Source organism: Ruegeria sp. AF3 (assembly GCF_056536285.1).
On the sequence record NZ_JBQFJM010000001.1, the window covers coordinates 2,000,259 to 2,016,764 of the forward strand.

A 16,506-nucleotide genomic window follows, 5' to 3' on the forward strand; every position below is an offset into this window, starting at 1 on the left:
CATAGCGCCGCGGCGGCAGGCCTGCGGTGTTTCGGATTGGCGTTATGCTCGGTTCTTGAAGCGCCAGCTTTCGTTGCCGGTTTCGACGATCTCGCAGTGGTGGGTAAGCCTGTCGAGCAGCGCGGTTGTCATCTTGGCATCGCCGAACACGCTGGACCATTCGCCGAAGGCCAGGTTGGTGGGGACGATGATCGAGATTCGGTCGTAGAGTTTACTGATCAGGTGGAACAGGAGTTGGCCCCCGTCTGGGCGAAGGGCAGATAGCCCAATTCATCGAGGATCAGGAAGTCGAGACGGGAGAAGAGGTCTGCGGTTCGCCCCTGGCGTTCTGCGGGGCTTCTGCATCAAGCTTGTTCACCAGGTCGACGACATTGAAAAACCGACCCCGGCGTCCGGCCCGGATACAGGCACGGGCGATGCTGACGCGAGATGGGTTTTGCCGGTGCCTGTACCGCCAATCAGGACGAGATTGCGCTGGTGGTCGAGGAAGTCGCCGGTGGCCAAGTCACGGATCAGGGCCTCATTGACCTCGGCAGCTTCGAAGTCGAACTCTTCCAGTTCCCTGGCGAGCGGCAGCTTGGCGATGGTCATCTGGTATTTGACCGACCGTGCCTGCTTCTCGCGGATCTCGGCGGTCAGAAGGTCGCCGATGATCTGCTGGGGCTCGTGCTGGCGCTTGACGGCCGTGGTCAGGACCTCGTCATAAGCGGCGCGCATCCCGTAGAGCTTCAGTTTTCCCATCGCGTCGATCACGTCTGAGCGTTCCATTCTGTGTTCTCCTCAAGCTGTCATATCGGTTGCAGTCGGCAATGGGTTCGCAGGCCAGCCGCAGGGCGTCCGGGGTGGTGATTGTCAGGGGCGGTGGCGGCTCGCTGTGTCGGGCCAAGATGTTCAGAACTACACCGGCAGGTCCCATTCCTTGAAGGGTGTCCCGTTGCGCAGAGCGCCGGGTTTGCGGGCCAGAACAGGTATGTAGTGCAAGGGATCAAAGATGATCTTGTCCCGCCCGAACGCCCGGGGATGGCTGCCGACAATCCGGCCATCCTGCCAACATTCCAGCCGGTCGGCATACGCCCTGATCTCCACCGGCCGTCCCACGGCACGAGCATCAACCGAGTATCGGTTCTTGTCGAACCGCACGAGGCAGGTCTTTGATACCGAGGCCGGAACCGCATGGAATCCATCGAATGGGCCGACATAGGGAACAAGGCTCGGACGCTCTTCTTCGAACACCTCCCAGATGATCTTGTCCCGCAGCTCCGGATGTTTGTTCGCCTTCGCATAGGCCCGCACAAACGGCATCCGGCTGTGGCTCAGGCGGACATGCGCAACCTTCACCGTCACGGTCGCGCCGTCGAGGATGACGATCTCATGGCTCCAGTCGAACTGATAAGCTTCGCCGGGATCGAAGCTGAGCGGCACATAGGCCGCCGCAGACGCTTCCCGCGTTGCCTTCGATCAACGGGCCGCATAGCGCCGCACCGCGTCATAGCTGCCATCAAAACCACGGTTGCGCAGGTCCTCGTAAATCCGAAAAAGGGTCAGACGTTGGCGTTTCGGTTGCCGGGCGTTCTCCGCCAACATCTCATCCAGATCAGACCGCCAGGGATCAATCTTGGGGCGGGGCTGCGTGGACCGGTCATAACTGAACTCCGTCGCTCCGGATCGCACCACCTTGCGCACCGTATTCCGCGATACCCGAAGCTCCCGGCTCATCTGCTTGATCGACCTCCTCTGGATGAAATACGCCCGCCTGATCTTCGCAATCGTTTCCACAACCAACATCCCCAAATCGCTCCCTCATATCTTCGAGGAAGCTTCTGAACAGAAATATCAGGGGGGGCACTTTTGGACGCCGATTACCCCAATACAGGGGTCAATTTTGCATGCCGGTTCACAAACTGTCGCATCAGCCGTTCCACCGTGCAGCGTTCCACATCGAAGCTTTCGCGGCGCATCTGATGCCAGACCATGCGCACCCCGTAGACCTTGAAGTTCTGATCCCACACCCTGTGCACTTCGCACCGCAGGACGGCATCCCGTTTGGCGCGATCAGATGCACGATCCGGATCACGGACAACGGCCAGATGGTCGTAGAAGGTCGAAGGGGCGATCGGCAAAACCCGGCAGATCGGCTCGACCCAATACTCGGCCCGGTGATCGCCCCCTCTCGGGACATTGCGTCCCGCAATGCCTAGCCGGGCAGTGGATTAACCCGATCATCGTTTCAGTGGGCGGTCGAGCTCAGCCTGAGCAAGATACGCGCTGGCCTTTTTTAGGATCTCATTGGCCTGACGCAGCTCCCGCACTTCGCGTTCCAGTTTCATGATCCTGGTCCGCTCTTCCGACGTCACACCATCCCGGTGGCCAAGGTCAGTTTCCTCCTGCTGAACCCAACGCCGCAATGTGTCCCGGCCACAGCCGATCTTCGGCGCAATCGCCTTGATCGCTGCCGCCTGACTCTCATAGCTGCCTTGATTGTTAAGCTCCATCCGCACGGCCCTTGCGCGCGTCTCAGGTGAATAGCGGTTCGCTCTGTTGTCTCTTTCCATGGCTCCAATCCTTCCTCGATTTGGAGCCTCCGGAAAACCCGGAGCGGTTCAACGGTCGGCTAGTCGAATTGTAGAACGGAGCAAGGTGCCGACGGATATCAGACAGTTCGACGAACCGGTCTATACCTCGAAGAATATGGTCTTGCGGAACATGATCCTCAATCGAGAATTCGTAGAACAGTGACCCTTGTGTTTGCTGCCTTGGCCCCTTCATCGCTCATTCCCCCGTTCAGTACGGAAATTGAATCAGCGATTTGTGCGTCAATCAACGAATAGTTTTTCGCCAGAATAAGCCCAAAACCTACACTTTAGGTTCAGTGATTAAGAGTTCGTTGCGATGTTCCCTTCCATCCTTAATTACAAAACGGATGACCGACGGGACAAAACTAGATTCAGTTAGGTTTTACACAATCCAGAATTTTCTGAGCAGCTAACTGAACCGACTTTCTCAACCGCATGAACTCTGAGTTCGCAGCCAGCCGGGCCTTTAGCTCCGCGTCCCCAAGTAGTCGGTTAATCGCATTCTCCAACTGCTCCGGCGTCCAATCCCACCGATTTAACCTGAGTCCGACACTGGTTTCAACTGCTCGCTGGGCGTTATCGTGCCCGTCCCAGCAATAGGGGAGGATCAGCGACGGGGCCCCGAAATACAGCGCTTCGCAAAAGCTGTTGTTACCGCCGTGGTGAATAAACAGATCGCATTGTTCAACCACGGAAGGCTGCGGGAACCATTCCTGCAGATGAACATTGTCTGGTACTCTGGAATAGGCATCGATCTGGGCCCCGACATTGACCAGAAACCTCATGTCCATTGTCTTGAATACGTCGAACAGGCTTTCAAAGAATGTGACATCCATAGCACCCAGGCTACCAAAACTCACATACACCAGAGGCCCGTCGTTACGGGGCATCTGAGGTACACGGTAGGGACCTTCTTGGCGTACGCAGCCTTCGAGGAAGGTGAATTGTCCAGGACTCAGCGCCTGATCACGATCGTGGCGAATTATCGATGGCGCCAAAAGAAGGTTTTGATGCGGTGATGTTTCTAGGAACTCACCATTAGGCAATAGCTCAAGTCCCCGATCCTGGCGAAATTTGTTGTAGCGAGCATGAATTGGGCCAAGGGTCTCCAGGTACTGGTCCCGGAATGCCGCGCACCCGGCCACGTCAGATGCCGGCAGGCCGGACAGGTACGGCGGTAGGCAGTTGTCTGGCAACTCGGTTTCCGCGCATGAAATGACCCTGACCCATGGGCGCTCGGATCGTACGATGGCTGGGAACATGATGACGTTGTCGAGAACGACGACATCCGGGTTGATCCGCTCTAGCGCCGTTTCCAACCCCTGCTCAACCGATTCCGCAGTCTCGACGATTGCGCTCCAAACGGGCTCTACATAGGTGGCCAGTTGGTCAGTTGGGAGCATGCTAAAATGCGGTAGGTGATGACTCAGGAATTCCTGCCAATAGGTCTGGGTTTCCTCTTCTGTCAACTTTGATTGAACTGGGACGGCGAACTCGTCAAAACCGTAATCTGCGAATACGCCACCAAAGCCACCGTGGGTCAGGAAAACGGGGAGTGCGCCCATTGCGCGAAGCTCCTGAGCGATCCCCACACAATTCAGTGCAGCCCCAAAACTAGCTTCAGGGAAAAAAGCGATTAAAGGTGCTTCCTCGCGGTTCATCATTCACTCATCGGATTGACCCGCGGGTCGCTTGGACAAGCGCCGGCGCGCCACGATTGGCGACGCTGGGTCTTTGGTTCATTGAAAGCCGCAAATGAACCCTCATCTGATCCGCCGCAAGATCGAAATGACCCTGCTCGATGAAATCAAGTATGCGCAGATGTTCCTCAAGCGCCTGCCTCATCCGAAAGTCGATCATACCGAACGATCCGCCTGGCAGGTGGCGCAACCCATGGTGGGCAATGAGAGCAGAAGCTAGATACTGGTTGCCGGACGAACGAGCGATAAGCTTGTGAAAGGCAAGATCCGCGTCTTGGAATTCCTGGCTGTTGAAGGAGTTTTCCGACTGCGCCAGAAGCGCTTCGGTTTGGGTGCGGACCAGATCGGCGCGCTTGGTGTCCAACTTGAAACCGTCGGACAGAATGGCCTGCGGTTCCAGTATTAGACGAAATTCGTAGCTCTCAATCCGTCCTGAACGGTCTCCTGGCATGCGAGTAAACACCCAGGATTGGCCTTCGGCTTTCTGAATCACGCCTTGGGCTAGGAGAGCTTCGAGCGCACGCTGTGCAGCGCTGCGTGAAACTGAATATCGCCGGATCAGGTCTGTGACATTGATGGCGCCGTCCAGGCGTCGGGCTCCGCGATCTCGTAGGATGTCACCAGCGAGATCGGCACCTGCTCCAACCGAATGCTGGTTTAGTATCGAATGCCCCTTTTCGGGTTCGCATTCTAGGACAAACCCACCTTCTGCCGCTTTGCGTGCCATCCCCTCTTTTTCCAGTAGCCTCAATGCGGATCTAACTGGAGTGCGAGAGACGCTGCACGAATCAGCAAGGGTTTTTTCCACCAGCCTGTCGCCCTGATGCAAGTCGAGATCCATCGCAACGTCCAGTATTTTTTGAGCAAGTTTCAAGTGTTTGCTTGGCGACATAACAAGGCGGCTTTCGTCATTCTTAATTAATATACAATAAAAACGGTACTTTAAATGTCTTCATCGGGCCACACAAAAATGATTCAAAAAATTGTTGAGTTTTATTTAATCAAAAAATACCGTGATTGCATCACATATCTCGCCCCAGAAGCGAGCGCGGATGTCAAGGGAGGAAGACATGACCAACAAGTTCACCAATTCGTTCCGTTTGCCATTTGCTTGGCTCACAGCCGGGGCGGTCTGCGCTCTCAGCGTATTCGCCGGAGCGGCCCAAGCAGAAAAAATCGTGATCTCGAACTGGGACGGTTACATGCCGCCGGACCTGCTGGAGAATTTCACCAAGGAAACCGGTATCGAGGCCGAGCTTTCGGTGCATGGCACCAACGAAGAAATCATGGGCAAAGTCGTAGCCGGTGGGGGCAAGGGCTATGACGTTCTTTTCGTCTCGTCGCCATTTGCCGAAGCATTAAACAACTTGGGGCTGGTGGCTGCTATCGACCACGATAAGGTTCCGAATGCGTCCAACTTGTATGACGAAGCTAAAGAACTGGCTCATGATCCGGGCAACAACTATTCAATGCCATACGCTTGGGGCACGACGGGCTTATGCTACCGGTCAGACCTGATGGCAGAACCGACTTCGTGGAATGATCTGCTCAAACCCTCTGACGACCTGAAAGGCAAAGTGACAATGCTCTCGACGGATCGTTGGCTGATGGGAGCTGCCGCGCTAGCCCTCGGAAAGTCGCTGAACGATACGTCGGATGAGACGTTGGCGGCTGCAAAGGACCTGCTGGTTGCGGCGAAGCAGGATCTGCTGGCCTACGACGATGCAACTTTTTATCTGAAGTTGGTATCGGGCGAGGCAACGATGGTTCACGCCTGGGATGGCTGGTGTAACTACGGCATCGGTGAGAACGCAGACATCAAGTATACGATCCCATCAGAAGGATCGGATCTGTGGGTAGATGCGCTAGTCATCACGGATGCATCTGAAAACAAAGACGCGGCGCATGCCTTTGTGAACTATGTCTTGGGCGCGGATGTCGGTGTCTGGGTTGCCAGTAATATCCTTTACAAAACGCCGAACAAGGCTGCGATGGCGGCGCTGGACCCGTCCTTGATCGAAACCTTCCCGAACATGGGAATGTCGCCCGCAGACCTTACCAAGTACGAGCAGTTGCGCGATCTCGGCAATGGCCAGAAACCCTTTGCACGTACCGTGACCGAAATTATGGCCGCACAATAAGTGATCAAACCCTGAGCAAAACCCGACCCGAACAAAGGGTCGGGCCGATACGATATCACTCCACAGATTGCCAAGTATATGACCAATCGACTGAAATCGGTGATCTTGCTGGGGCCGGGCCTGGGTTGGCTTGCGCTTCTTATGGTGGTGCCGTGTGGTCTTATTTTCACCTATGCGTTCTTTGAACGCGGTATCTATGGCGGCATCGACTACGTCTTTACGTTTGAAAATTTTGTGCGGGCCGCCGACCCACTATACCTCGGAATCTTCCTGCGCTCGGCCAAGATTGCATTTCTGGCCACCATAATCGCGATCCTTATCGCCTATCCGGCGGCCTATGCCATCACGCTGGCACCGCGCCGTTGGCAGATCGGTTTGCTGATCTTGGTGATCCTGCCGTTCTGGTCCAACTACCTAATCCGCACTTACGCCTGGATCGTGATGCTGAACCGCGAGGGCTTGATCAATAATACTCTCCAGAGGGCAGGCTTGATCGATGAGCCGCTGTCTCTGCTTTATAACAATTTCGCGGTGATCGTTGGACTTGTCTACAACTACACACCCTTTGTGGTTCTGGCGATCTATTCATCGCTGAACCGCATAAATGTCGAAACCATAGAAGCCTCGGAAGATCTTGGAGCGCCCGCTTGGATCACTTTCTACCGGGTGATACTGCCACAGACCGTTCCCGGCATCGCGGCAGGTGGTGTTTTTGTTTTTGTGCTGTCGATCGGCAATTTCATAACGCCCGATTTGCTTGGTGGCGGGCGACTTCAGATGGTTGGAAACCTGATCTATGACCAGTTCCTGAGCGCCCGCGACTGGCCGTTCGGAGCAACGCTGTCGATGTTCCTGATTGCGATTATGATGGGGCTTTTGTTCGCACAGGCGGTATTGGCCAATCGTGCAGCGGGACAGAGAGGGCAGGACTGATGCGGGGCCGATCCAACATGGGCCTGAAGCTGCACCTGGTATTGTTTTATACCTTTCTCTATGTGCCGATCCTTGTGCTCATGGCGCTAAGCTTTAACCGGGCCGGACTTCCAACTGTATGGACCGGGTTTTCGTTGGAATGGTACGGCAAGTTGTTTGCCGCGGATCCAATACTGTCGGCGGCGCGCAACACGCTAATCGTGGCCTTAATCTCGACCGTTCTGGCGACAACAATCGGCACGCTTTTGGCGGTCGGTGTCGAGACACGGCGTAATTCTTCGGTTCTAGACGCGGTTCTGTTCGCGCCGATGATCATCCCGGACATAGTTTTGGCCATCGCGCTGTTGTCCTTTTTCACTCTGCTCAACATGACGCTCGGGCTTCATTCGATCATTCTGAGCCATGTCGTGTTCAACATTGCGTTCGTTGTCGCCGTGGTGCGAACGCGGATGCGCAATTTCGACCATTCGATACTTGAGGCCAGTGCCGACCTTGGGGCCAGCGAATTCACCACCTTTCGTCGCATTCTGCTGCCCGCCATCGCGCCGGGGGTTATCGCCGGGGCGCTGTTGTCTTTCACCCTGTCTGTGGACGAATTCATTATTGCCTTTTTCACCGCCGGTGCCGGGCAATCCTCGACCACATTGCCGATGCAGATTTACGCAATGATCCGCTTTGGCGTAACGCCGGAAATCAATGCGATGGCTACCATCGTCATGTTTGTATCGTTCACGCTGGTCTTCTTCGCGCAGCGTGCCGACAAAGAGGTTTTCAGCCGATGAGCCAAGCGATTCAACTCAGGAATATAACCAAGAGATACGGTTTGGTGACTGCGATTGACAACGTTTCGCTGGATATTCGCGACAACGAATTTTTTGCACTTCTGGGCCCATCGGGTTGCGGCAAGACCACACTGCTGCGGACGCTGGCCGGGTTCGAAACACCACAGGAAGGACAGGTAATCGTTGCCGGGCAGGACGTGACAAATATACGCCCCAGCAGGCGGCCCCTGAACCTGATGTTCCAGTCCTATGCCTTGTTTCCGCACATGAGCGTCGAAAAAAACATCGCCTATGGGTTAGAAATGGAGAAATTGCCCAAGGACGAAATTGCAACGCGAGTGGCCGAGGTTCTCGAAAGTGCGAAACTTTCGGGCTTCGCCGGGCGCAAGCCGGATCAGCTTTCCGGTGGGCAGCGACAGCGGGTTGCTTTGGCGCGCGCGCTGATCAAAAGGCCAAAGGTCCTGTTGCTGGATGAGCCCCTTTCAGCTCTGGACAAGAAACTGCGAGAAGAGATGCAGCTGGAGCTCAAACGGTTGCAGCACGAGGTAGGGATTACATTTCTGATTGTGACCCATGACCAGGAAGAGGCCCTGGTTATGGCCGACCGGATCGCGGTCTTGCATGACGGTAAGCTGGCGCAGGTCGGTACTCCTCACGAGCTCTACGAACAACCCGGATCGCGCTTTGTTGCAGATTTTATCGGCGTGATGAACTTTCTGGATGGAAACGCCGTCGACGGCGGTGTCGATGTCGACGGGGTGGGAATGCTGAGGGGTGTTTCCGAGCTGCGCGGTGCTGCCACAATTGCTGTGCGCCCGGAACGGGTAAGCCTGATGCAGACCGCCCCTCAAGATGAACGCAACTGCCTTCCCGGCATTGTCGAAGAAGTCGCCTATCACGGGTCAGACCTGGGTGTGCATGTACGCGTTCGCGGCGGGAGGAGCATCCTTTCCGCCCGTGTGCCCGCTAGCCAAGCCGACCGTGAAAGTATCCAGCCGGGTAAGGATGTCCACTGCGTATGGGACGCCAAACATTCCCGCATCCTGCCCAACTGCTAAGCCAAATCTAACCGGAGACCTACAATGTCACAGAAAACCATCGCCTTCTTCCCCGAAGCTGCCTTTGGCCCTGCGCTGAATTCGGTTGGCATCGCGCAGGCCTGCGAGAAACTGGGCCATAAGGCCGTATTTCTAAGCGATCCCGGCTTTGTCGAGGTATATGAAGGTTATGGGTTTGAGGCGCATCCTGTTGCCCTGTCCGAGCCGATGGAACCCGAGGCGATGGCAAAGTTCTGGGAAGATTTCATCAACGGTCACATCCCAAATTTTCGCAAAAGCCCGATTGACCAGATCGATAACTACGTAAAGGATTGCTGGGAGGCGATCGTCGACAGCGCAAAATGGGCGCAAAAAGATCTGCCCGAGGTACTGGCAAAAATCAAACCAGATATGATCTGCGTGGATAATGTCATTATGTTCCCAGCCATCAAGCAGTTCGGCGTACCGTGGGTGCGGATCATCTCATGTTCCGAAAACGAAATCCCAGACCCGATTGTGCCGCCGCACTTATCGGGCTGCCGGGTGGATGACCGCGAGGGCATGGAGGCCTATGAGGCAAAGTTCCACGAGGTGATCAAGCCGATCCACGACGACTACAATGCGTTCCTGGCCAGATGCAACGAAGACGCCTATCCGATCGGAGAGTTTTTCGAAGCGTCGCCCACAATGAACCTTCTGCTTTATCCCGAGCCGGCAAAGTACGAACGGCAGAACCCACTGGACCCGAACAGGTTCCAGTATCTCGAAGGTTGCGTACGCGAAGAAGAACCCTTTGAGGTGCCAACGTTTAAGTCCAACAATGACAAACCACTTCTCTATGTATCTTTCGGGTCGCTTGGCGCAGGTGACACCGACCTGCTAAAGAGGATCATTTCGACCATTTCCAAGTTGCCCTACCGGGCGCTCGTAAATGTCGGGGATTACATGGACGAATACACAGACATTCCCGACAACGTGCACATACAGAGCTGGTATCCCCAGCCTTCGGTAATTCCACAGGTTGACGCGGTGATACATCATGGCGGTAACAACTCGTTCACCGAGTGCCTGTATTTCGGCAAAGCAGCAATCATCATGCCCTATGTCTGGGACGGCCACGATAACGCCACTCGTGTTCAGGAAACAGGCCACGGGTTCGGGTTTCACCGATACGACTGGACCGATGATGAATTGGCTTTTGCACTCGACAAATGTATCAACGATCCAGGAATGCAGGCGAAGATGGCGGCAACCTCTGCTCACATGCAGTCACGGCATGGTCCGACCAAGGCAGCTGGCATTCTCGACGACATCCTGAAAGCCGCGGAATGAGCAGCGCCCCGCATCTTTCCGAAATCTCGACCCGCACCGACCTTACGGACTGGGGGTTACAGCCGGACATGATTGAAGGCCAGTCGCATTCATCGGGCTTGCTGGTTCACAAAGGCCCGGACAATCGGCCGGAGATCGGCGCATGGGTCTGTACTCCAGGCCGTTGGCGCCTAACGATCCCGCGTGACGAGTTTTGCTATTTTGTGCAGGGCCGCGCGGTGTATCGGTCGGATGCAGGCGAAAGCATCGAAGTTACGCCCGGAACGGCCGTACTATTCCCCGCCGGTTGGGTAGGGGAATGCACGGTCGTGGAAACATTGCGCAACACTTACTACCTAACGGATCGCGAACCTGAATCATGACCACGCCAAGTATGCAAAACCCGCTCCAGCAGACTGACCTTGTCGATTGGGGGGTAATCCCGACGATGATTGAAGGGCAATCCCGCACGTCGGGAAAGCTGATCCACAAGGGGCCTGACGGCCGGTCCGAATGCGGCCTTTGGGTCTGCACTCCCGGTAAGTGGGAATGTCACGTCACCAAGGACGAGTTCTGCCACTTTCTGGAAGGCCGCTGTACCTATGTCCATGAAAACGGAGAGGTAATTGAGATTACGCCCGATACGGCGGCCTTTTTTCCGCAGGACTGGAAAGGCGTATGCACTGTCCACGAGACGGTCAAGAAAGTGTACATGATCCGCTAACGGCGCAATGCCTGTTAAACAAGGGGGCTGCCCAATGCGTGACCCGTTCAAATCCAGCTACTACCTAAACCCTAGGCATGTCCTATTGGAGGGTAGTGGGACCACGCTGGTCAACCCGTCTACCTTGCAGCCCGTCGGGGTTTTTGGTGAACCGTCGCCGCAGATCGTGGACCAGGTTCTGGATCGGGTCAATGCGGCGCAAAGGAAATGGTCTGCAACGGACTGCAAGTCTCGCGCGCGGGTATTGCATCAGATCGCCAACGAGATCGAAAGCGGCGACATGACTGAGGTCGCCCGTTTGATGACATTGGAAACGGGCAAACCTTACCCTGAATCGATCGGCGAGATTGCGAATATCCCGCCGGTTTTCCGGTACTATGCCGAGATGGCGCGCAATGACGCGGGCAAGATCGCGGGCACCATGCAAACTGGATCTTTTCAGTATCAGACATACGAGCCCTACGGCGTGTCCGTGCATGTGGTTCCATATAATTTCCCCCTCATTCTTGGCTGCTGGTCGATGGCCGCATCACTTGCGGCAGGTAACGGTGTTGTGTTGAAAGCCTCACCCGCAGGAACTTTGTGCACGATGGCGTTCATGGAGTTTTTTCAGGCGCTGCCACAAGATCTTATTGCTTGCGTGCCGGGCGGGGCAGACGTGGGTAAACAGTTGATTGCCAGCCCCAAAACCCATGTGGTCGCCTTTACAGGGTCCGTGCCGACAGGTCGTGCAGTCGCAGTGGCCGCAGCAGAGAGTTTAAAACCGGCAATTATCGAGGCTGGCGGGAGCGATCCACTTATCGTCAGTAAACACGCCGACATCGCGGTCGCTGCTGCCGGAGCAGTGACTGCTGCCTTTTTGCAGTCGGGTCAGGTTTGCACATCGTCTGAACGGATTTTTGTGGTCGAAGATGTATATGACGATTTTGTCGACGAGTTCGTGGCCAGAACCCGGAAACTGCGCATCGGCGACGGCATGGGGGTGGCGGAAATTGGACCTCTGGCCTCCAAGGAAGCGCGAGATAAGGTCGTGCGGCTGGTACGCGATGCAACGGAGAAAGGCGCGGTGGTTGAGGTAGGAGGCTGTATCCCGGATGACGTAGGGCCAGGTTGGTTTTTCGAACCAACGATCCTGACCGGCGTGACGGCGGACATGTTGCTAACTCAGGAAGAGGTCTTTGGGCCGGTCGCTTCGGTCATTCGGGTTAGCGACTTTGACCAAGCACTTGAACTGGCAAACGCGTCGCAGTTCGGCCTTGGCGGATGCCTGTTTACCAGCGACTTGGAGGAGGCATTTCAGGGGGTGAATGAACTACAGGTGGGGATGGTTTGGGTCAACAACCCGCTGGTGGACAACGATGCTTTGCCTTTTGGCGGCATCAAGAATTCCGGACTTGGACGCACGCTAGGCCTTCAGGGACTCGAGGCATTCAGGCGATCCAAGATGGTCGTGATCGACCCGAAGGCGAAGGAGGCGGACTGGTGGTATCCATATCCCGATGACTGGTTCTATTCAGATGACGTACAAGGCGGGAGAAAGCACACCGGTTAGGGTGATCGGTGCGACGTGATCGACTCTACAAAGGATGATGAGCTAACGGGAGGATAGTCGCGCCAACCGGAACTGCAAAGTCTATTTAAGAATGTCCGGTTCGGGCAGTCCGCGGCGCTCCGGCACAAGCGGGCCAATGGCTGGAAAATCCGCAAGACATCTTCAGCGCTTTTCTACTGTGGGTCTGCCATCCGTCCCAATAAGGTCATTTATCTAAACAACCGGGAATGTGTACAGTTGGTCCGTTAGATTAATAGTTCCTCTGACATTCGACATAGGCCAAATCCGGCTCCCGCAACCAGGTCGAATAATCTCAACACAGGCCGTTCAGACTACAATTGATCCACTCGATCAATTGCTTAACGTCCTCATCTCGTCAGCCTCATAACCCGAAAGTCAGTGGCTTCGGTCAACTGGACAACCAGGCGACAATCTGGTCCGTTTCCGGTCTTCTGCGCGTGCGTTGTGGCAATTGAATCACCAGTCCTCGGTTGGTTTGAAACGACTTGGTATGCGCAACGATCAGCTCGCCCGTGGCCAGGGCGTCTTCGATCAGGCACAGGTGTCCCATCAGTATTCCTGCGCCCGCCTTGGCTTCCTCTACGGCCAGACTGTAGAGGGAGAATTGAGCACCACCTTTGGCATTATGCAGGTCATAGCCAGAGTGCTGGGCCCATTTGGTCCAATCTTCACTCCACACCAGATCGTGCAGCAACGGTAAATCCCGAAAACCGTTTGCGCGGCATATTTGGTCCTTAAGCGTCGGGGCACAAACCGGCACGATCTCGTCCGGGCAAACAACCACCTGATTTGCCGTGTCGTTCGGTGGAGCGAAGAAGATTGACAGGTCGAACAGTTCGCGCCCAAGGCTCGGCGGCGCTTCCAGCGCTGTGACGGAAAAACTGATGTCGGGAAAATGAGATCGGATCTGGCGTAGCCTTTTGGGGAGCCAGAGTTGAGCAATGGCCGGCAAGGCAGCGATATGAAAATCTGCATTGGGTTTAAGGTTGCGCAGCGCCTGGGTCGCGTCGGCCAATTGGTCAAAAGCCCGGGTAAATCCAGCAACCAGCGATTGCCCCTCGGGCGTGAGTTCTACGCCTTGTGCGTTGCGTCGGAAAAGGGGTGCACCGGCCCAGCCTTCCAGCGTTTTGATGTGTTGCGAGATGGCGCCCGGTGTGACGTTCAACTCTTCGGCCGCGGCGACAAAGCTGATGTGGCGCGCCGCCGCCTCGAAAGCGCGCATTGCGTTCAGTGGGGGCCCTTTGGGGCGCTTTGGGGAAACGCTCATCATCATAGCCTTAGTTTTTCTACGCCAAGAAATAACAATTCTGCTTTGCGAAGTCACGCAGCAGCGGCCACAGTGGAAGAAAAAGGAGGATGTCAGATGACACTTGCATATAGAGACTGGGTGCCCGCCGCAAGCGAAACGCTGGTTCAGAGTATCTCAACAAAGACAGCATCAGCATCGTCCGGCGACCTACTGGGCCGGATCGCGCATCTGGCAGAGAAAAACCGCCGCATTCACGAGAAAGAGTGTTTCAACCTCAACCCCGCGACAAATGTCATGAACCCCAAGGCCGAGGCGCTTTTGTCGTCGGGTATCGGATCCCGGCCATCGCTGGGCTATCCCGGTGACAAATATGAAATGGGGCTGGAAGCAATCGAAGAAATCGAAGTCATCGCGGCCGAGCTTTGCGCAGAGGTCTTTGATGCCCGGTTTGCAGAGGTTCGCGTGCCGTCGGGCGCAATTGCAAATCTTTATGGTTTCATGGCGACCTGTAAGCCAGGGGATACAATCATCGCTCCGCCTGCAACGATCGGCGGCCATGTGACCCATCATACTGCGGGCTGTGCAGGGCTGTTCGGGCTGCGCACGATCGAGGCTCCGGTAAACACAAAAGGTTACACCGTCGATCTGGACCAGCTGCGCGATCTGGCGCGGGTTGAGCGCCCCAAGCTGATTACGATCGGCGGAAGTCTGAACCTTTTTGAACACCCTGTTGCCGAGGTGCGGGCCATTGCGGACGAAGTTGGCGCGAAAGTCATGTTCGATGCCGCGCATCAGTGCGGGATAATCGCGGGGCGTGCATGGTCGAACCCGCTGAATGAGGGCGCGCATTTCATGACCATGAGCACCTATAAAAGCCTTGGTGGACCAGCAGGTGGATTGATCGTGTCGAATGATGTCGACATCGCCAAAGCATTGGATGCCATTGCTTTTCCCGGGATGACGGCCAATTTCGATGCCGCCAAAACGGCCGCGCTTGCGGTTACGATGCTGGATTGGATAGATTTTGGCCAGGTGTACGCAAACGAGATGATTGCACTGTCAAAAGCACTTGCCGCCGCGTTGGATGCGCGGGGCGTTCGCGTTTATGCGGGTGCGGAAGGCTTCACCAATTCGCATCAATTCGCAGTTCTGGCAGATCCCTATGGCGGAGGGCAGGCCGCATCAAAGAAACTCCGCGAAAGCGGGTTCCTTGCGTGCGGCATCGGATTGCCTGTCAAGCCGGTTGAAGGGGACTTGAATGGGTTGCGGATTGGCACTCCTGAATTGGTTCGCTGGGGCATGACCTCTCGAGATGCTGATCGCCTCGCCGATTTGATCAGGCGAGGACTGGACGGCGAGCCTGTCGCTTCGGAAGTCTCTGTCTGGCGCAGTGAATTCGACACGCTGCATTTCGTGAACTAGGCGCAAACGGCCACCACATCCGCCCGGTCTGGTGGCTGCTCTTAACTGTTTTCCTGAATAATCGCGTCAATTCTGGCCAATGTAGCTGAGTTGACGGCGACACCTTTTTGACCCGCCGCAAGGCGACATGCACGGCGCCCATCTCCGGGCAGGTGCGCGCCGTCCTGATTTCTGATCGACGCGACCAAGTCCGAAATTGCGTTTGAAAACAGTCCATTTGACGAAACCGCAGGGTCAATAGCGATGAAGAACTGCCCGGTTTTCGGTGGACCCCCGACCGTCCCCGAGAACGGAGAGGCATGCAGCCCAAGTGTAGACCCCGTCAAAGCTGCCGCCATGATTTCAGTCAGCAAAGCGATACCCACACCTTTGTATCCGCCGGATGGGGCCATGCTTCCTTTCAGACCGACATTCGGGTCTGTTGTCGGGTTTCCATCCGGGTCCAGCGCCCAGCCGACCGGAATGGCTTTGCCTTCTCTGGCGTGTTTCATCACTTCGCTTTTGGCGATGGTGCTGGCGCTCTGGTCGATCAGCAACGCGGGTAGTCCGTCTGTACCCGGTACCGCAACAGAGAACGGGTTGGTGCCGACAACGGGCTTCGATCCGCCCGAAGGTGCAATGGATGCAGGTGCATTGGTGAATCCAAGACCAACCAGACCCGCCTGTGCCAGTCGATACGTGTGATAACCCAACACACCGCAATTGTAGCTGTTGGTGATCGCAAGGGCCGCGATGCCCTGTTCGCGTGCCGCCGTGATCAATGCTTCGAAGCCCAGGTCAATGGCTGCATGTGCGAACCCGGTCGCAGCGTCTACACGGATAAGGCCGGGGCGCGGGGTTTCCAGCGTCGGTACTGCCTGACCGTCGACCTTCCCGCATTGTACATGTTCACAGTAAATCGGGATATAAGCCAGGCCGTGGCTGGCCACCCCATCCGCTTCGGTTGCCGCCGTGGCCACGGCCAGAGGGCGCGCGTTTTCTTCACTTGTGCCAGCGGCAACCAACGCGGTGAAGGACAGCTTTTCGATTTCGGCAAGCGACAAGGTTTGGGTCTCGGTCAT

General features: G+C 56.0%; 13 protein-coding genes and 4 pseudogenes. 9 read left to right on the top strand and 8 right to left on the bottom strand.

What is annotated here, in order from left to right; genetic code table 11:
* Positions 1–42: 42 nt before the first annotated feature.
* From ACR3FC_RS10080 to ACR3FC_RS10105, 6 genes and pseudogenes are all read right to left on the bottom strand, one after another.
* Positions 43–768, bottom strand: a pseudogene (locus ACR3FC_RS10080) (ATP-binding protein).
* Positions 701–1,785 (bottom strand): annotated as a pseudogene (locus ACR3FC_RS10085) (Mu transposase domain-containing protein). The pseudogenes ACR3FC_RS10080 and ACR3FC_RS10085 overlap by 68 nt, the downstream one beginning before the upstream one ends.
* Before the next feature lie 116 nt (positions 1,786–1,901).
* Positions 1,902–2,552 (bottom strand): annotated as a pseudogene (locus tag ACR3FC_RS10090) (IS3 family transposase); the annotation flags it as partial.
* A 52-nt stretch (positions 2,553–2,604) separates the two neighbouring features.
* Positions 2,605–2,766: pseudogene (locus ACR3FC_RS10095) on the bottom strand (transposase); the annotation flags it as partial.
* Positions 2,767–2,944: 178 nt separating this feature from the next.
* Positions 2,945–4,234, bottom strand: coding sequence for a nucleotide disphospho-sugar-binding domain-containing protein (locus tag ACR3FC_RS10100; RefSeq protein WP_480474648.1), 1,290 nt, complete (start codon positions 4,232–4,234; stop codon positions 2,945–2,947).
* A 7-nt stretch (positions 4,235–4,241) separates the two neighbouring features.
* Positions 4,242–5,165, bottom strand: coding sequence for a GntR family transcriptional regulator (locus tag ACR3FC_RS10105; RefSeq protein WP_480474650.1), 924 nt, complete (start codon positions 5,163–5,165; stop codon positions 4,242–4,244).
* A 178-nt stretch (positions 5,166–5,343) separates the two neighbouring features.
* On the opposite strand from ACR3FC_RS10105, the gene ACR3FC_RS10110 reads away from it, so the two are divergent.
* The 8 genes from ACR3FC_RS10110 (at position 5,344) to ACR3FC_RS10145 (ending at position 12,753) form a co-directional block, all read left to right on the top strand.
* The gene (locus tag ACR3FC_RS10110; RefSeq protein WP_480474652.1) at positions 5,344–6,414 is read left to right on the top strand and encodes a polyamine ABC transporter substrate-binding protein; all 1,071 of its coding nucleotides are present in this window, start codon (positions 5,344–5,346) and stop codon (positions 6,412–6,414) included.
* A 78-nt stretch (positions 6,415–6,492) separates the two neighbouring features.
* A complete protein-coding gene (locus ACR3FC_RS10115; RefSeq protein ID WP_480474654.1) occupies positions 6,493–7,347 on the top strand; it encodes an ABC transporter permease in 855 nt (284 codons plus the stop codon).
* Positions 7,347–8,129 carry an ABC transporter permease gene (locus ACR3FC_RS10120; protein WP_480474656.1) on the top strand — a complete coding sequence of 261 codons (783 nt, stop codon included), beginning with the start codon at positions 7,347–7,349 and terminating at the stop codon, positions 8,127–8,129. The genes ACR3FC_RS10115 and ACR3FC_RS10120 overlap by 1 nt, the downstream gene beginning before the upstream one ends.
* 44 nt (positions 8,130–8,173) lie before the next feature.
* Entirely contained in the window at positions 8,174–9,187 is a 1,014-nt protein-coding gene (locus tag ACR3FC_RS10125; RefSeq protein WP_480474658.1) for an ABC transporter ATP-binding protein, read from the top strand.
* Positions 9,188–9,211: 24 nt separating this feature from the next.
* A complete protein-coding gene (locus tag ACR3FC_RS10130; protein ID WP_480474660.1) occupies positions 9,212–10,498 on the top strand; it encodes a glycosyltransferase in 1,287 nt (428 codons plus the stop codon).
* Positions 10,495–10,860, top strand: a complete 366-nt coding sequence (locus tag ACR3FC_RS10135; protein WP_480474662.1) for a cupin domain-containing protein — start codon at positions 10,495–10,497, stop codon at positions 10,858–10,860. The genes ACR3FC_RS10130 and ACR3FC_RS10135 overlap by 4 nt, the downstream gene beginning before the upstream one ends.
* Positions 10,857–11,201: a cupin domain-containing protein gene (locus tag ACR3FC_RS10140; protein ID WP_480474664.1), complete on the top strand. Its 345-nt coding sequence runs from the start codon at positions 10,857–10,859 to the stop codon at positions 11,199–11,201. The genes ACR3FC_RS10135 and ACR3FC_RS10140 overlap by 4 nt, the downstream gene beginning before the upstream one ends.
* A 34-nt stretch (positions 11,202–11,235) precedes the next feature.
* Positions 11,236–12,753: an aldehyde dehydrogenase family protein gene (locus tag ACR3FC_RS10145; protein ID WP_480474665.1), complete on the top strand. Its 1,518-nt coding sequence runs from the start codon at positions 11,236–11,238 to the stop codon at positions 12,751–12,753.
* 409 nt (positions 12,754–13,162) lie between these two features.
* Here ACR3FC_RS10145 and ACR3FC_RS10150 read toward each other — a convergent pair whose 3' ends face one another.
* A complete protein-coding gene (locus ACR3FC_RS10150; protein ID WP_480474667.1) occupies positions 13,163–14,047 on the bottom strand; it encodes a LysR family transcriptional regulator in 885 nt (294 codons plus the stop codon).
* A 90-nt stretch (positions 14,048–14,137) separates the two neighbouring features.
* Here ACR3FC_RS10150 and ACR3FC_RS10155 point away from each other — a divergent pair, with 90 nt between their 5' ends.
* Complete coding sequence (locus tag ACR3FC_RS10155; protein ID WP_480474668.1) at positions 14,138–15,445, top strand: aminotransferase class I/II-fold pyridoxal phosphate-dependent enzyme; 1,308 nt, start codon at positions 14,138–14,140, stop codon at positions 15,443–15,445.
* 41 nt (positions 15,446–15,486) lie between these two features.
* Here ACR3FC_RS10155 and ACR3FC_RS10160 read toward each other — a convergent pair whose 3' ends face one another.
* The gene (locus ACR3FC_RS10160; RefSeq protein WP_480474670.1) at positions 15,487–16,506 is read right to left on the bottom strand and encodes an Ldh family oxidoreductase; all 1,020 of its coding nucleotides are present in this window, start codon (positions 16,504–16,506) and stop codon (positions 15,487–15,489) included.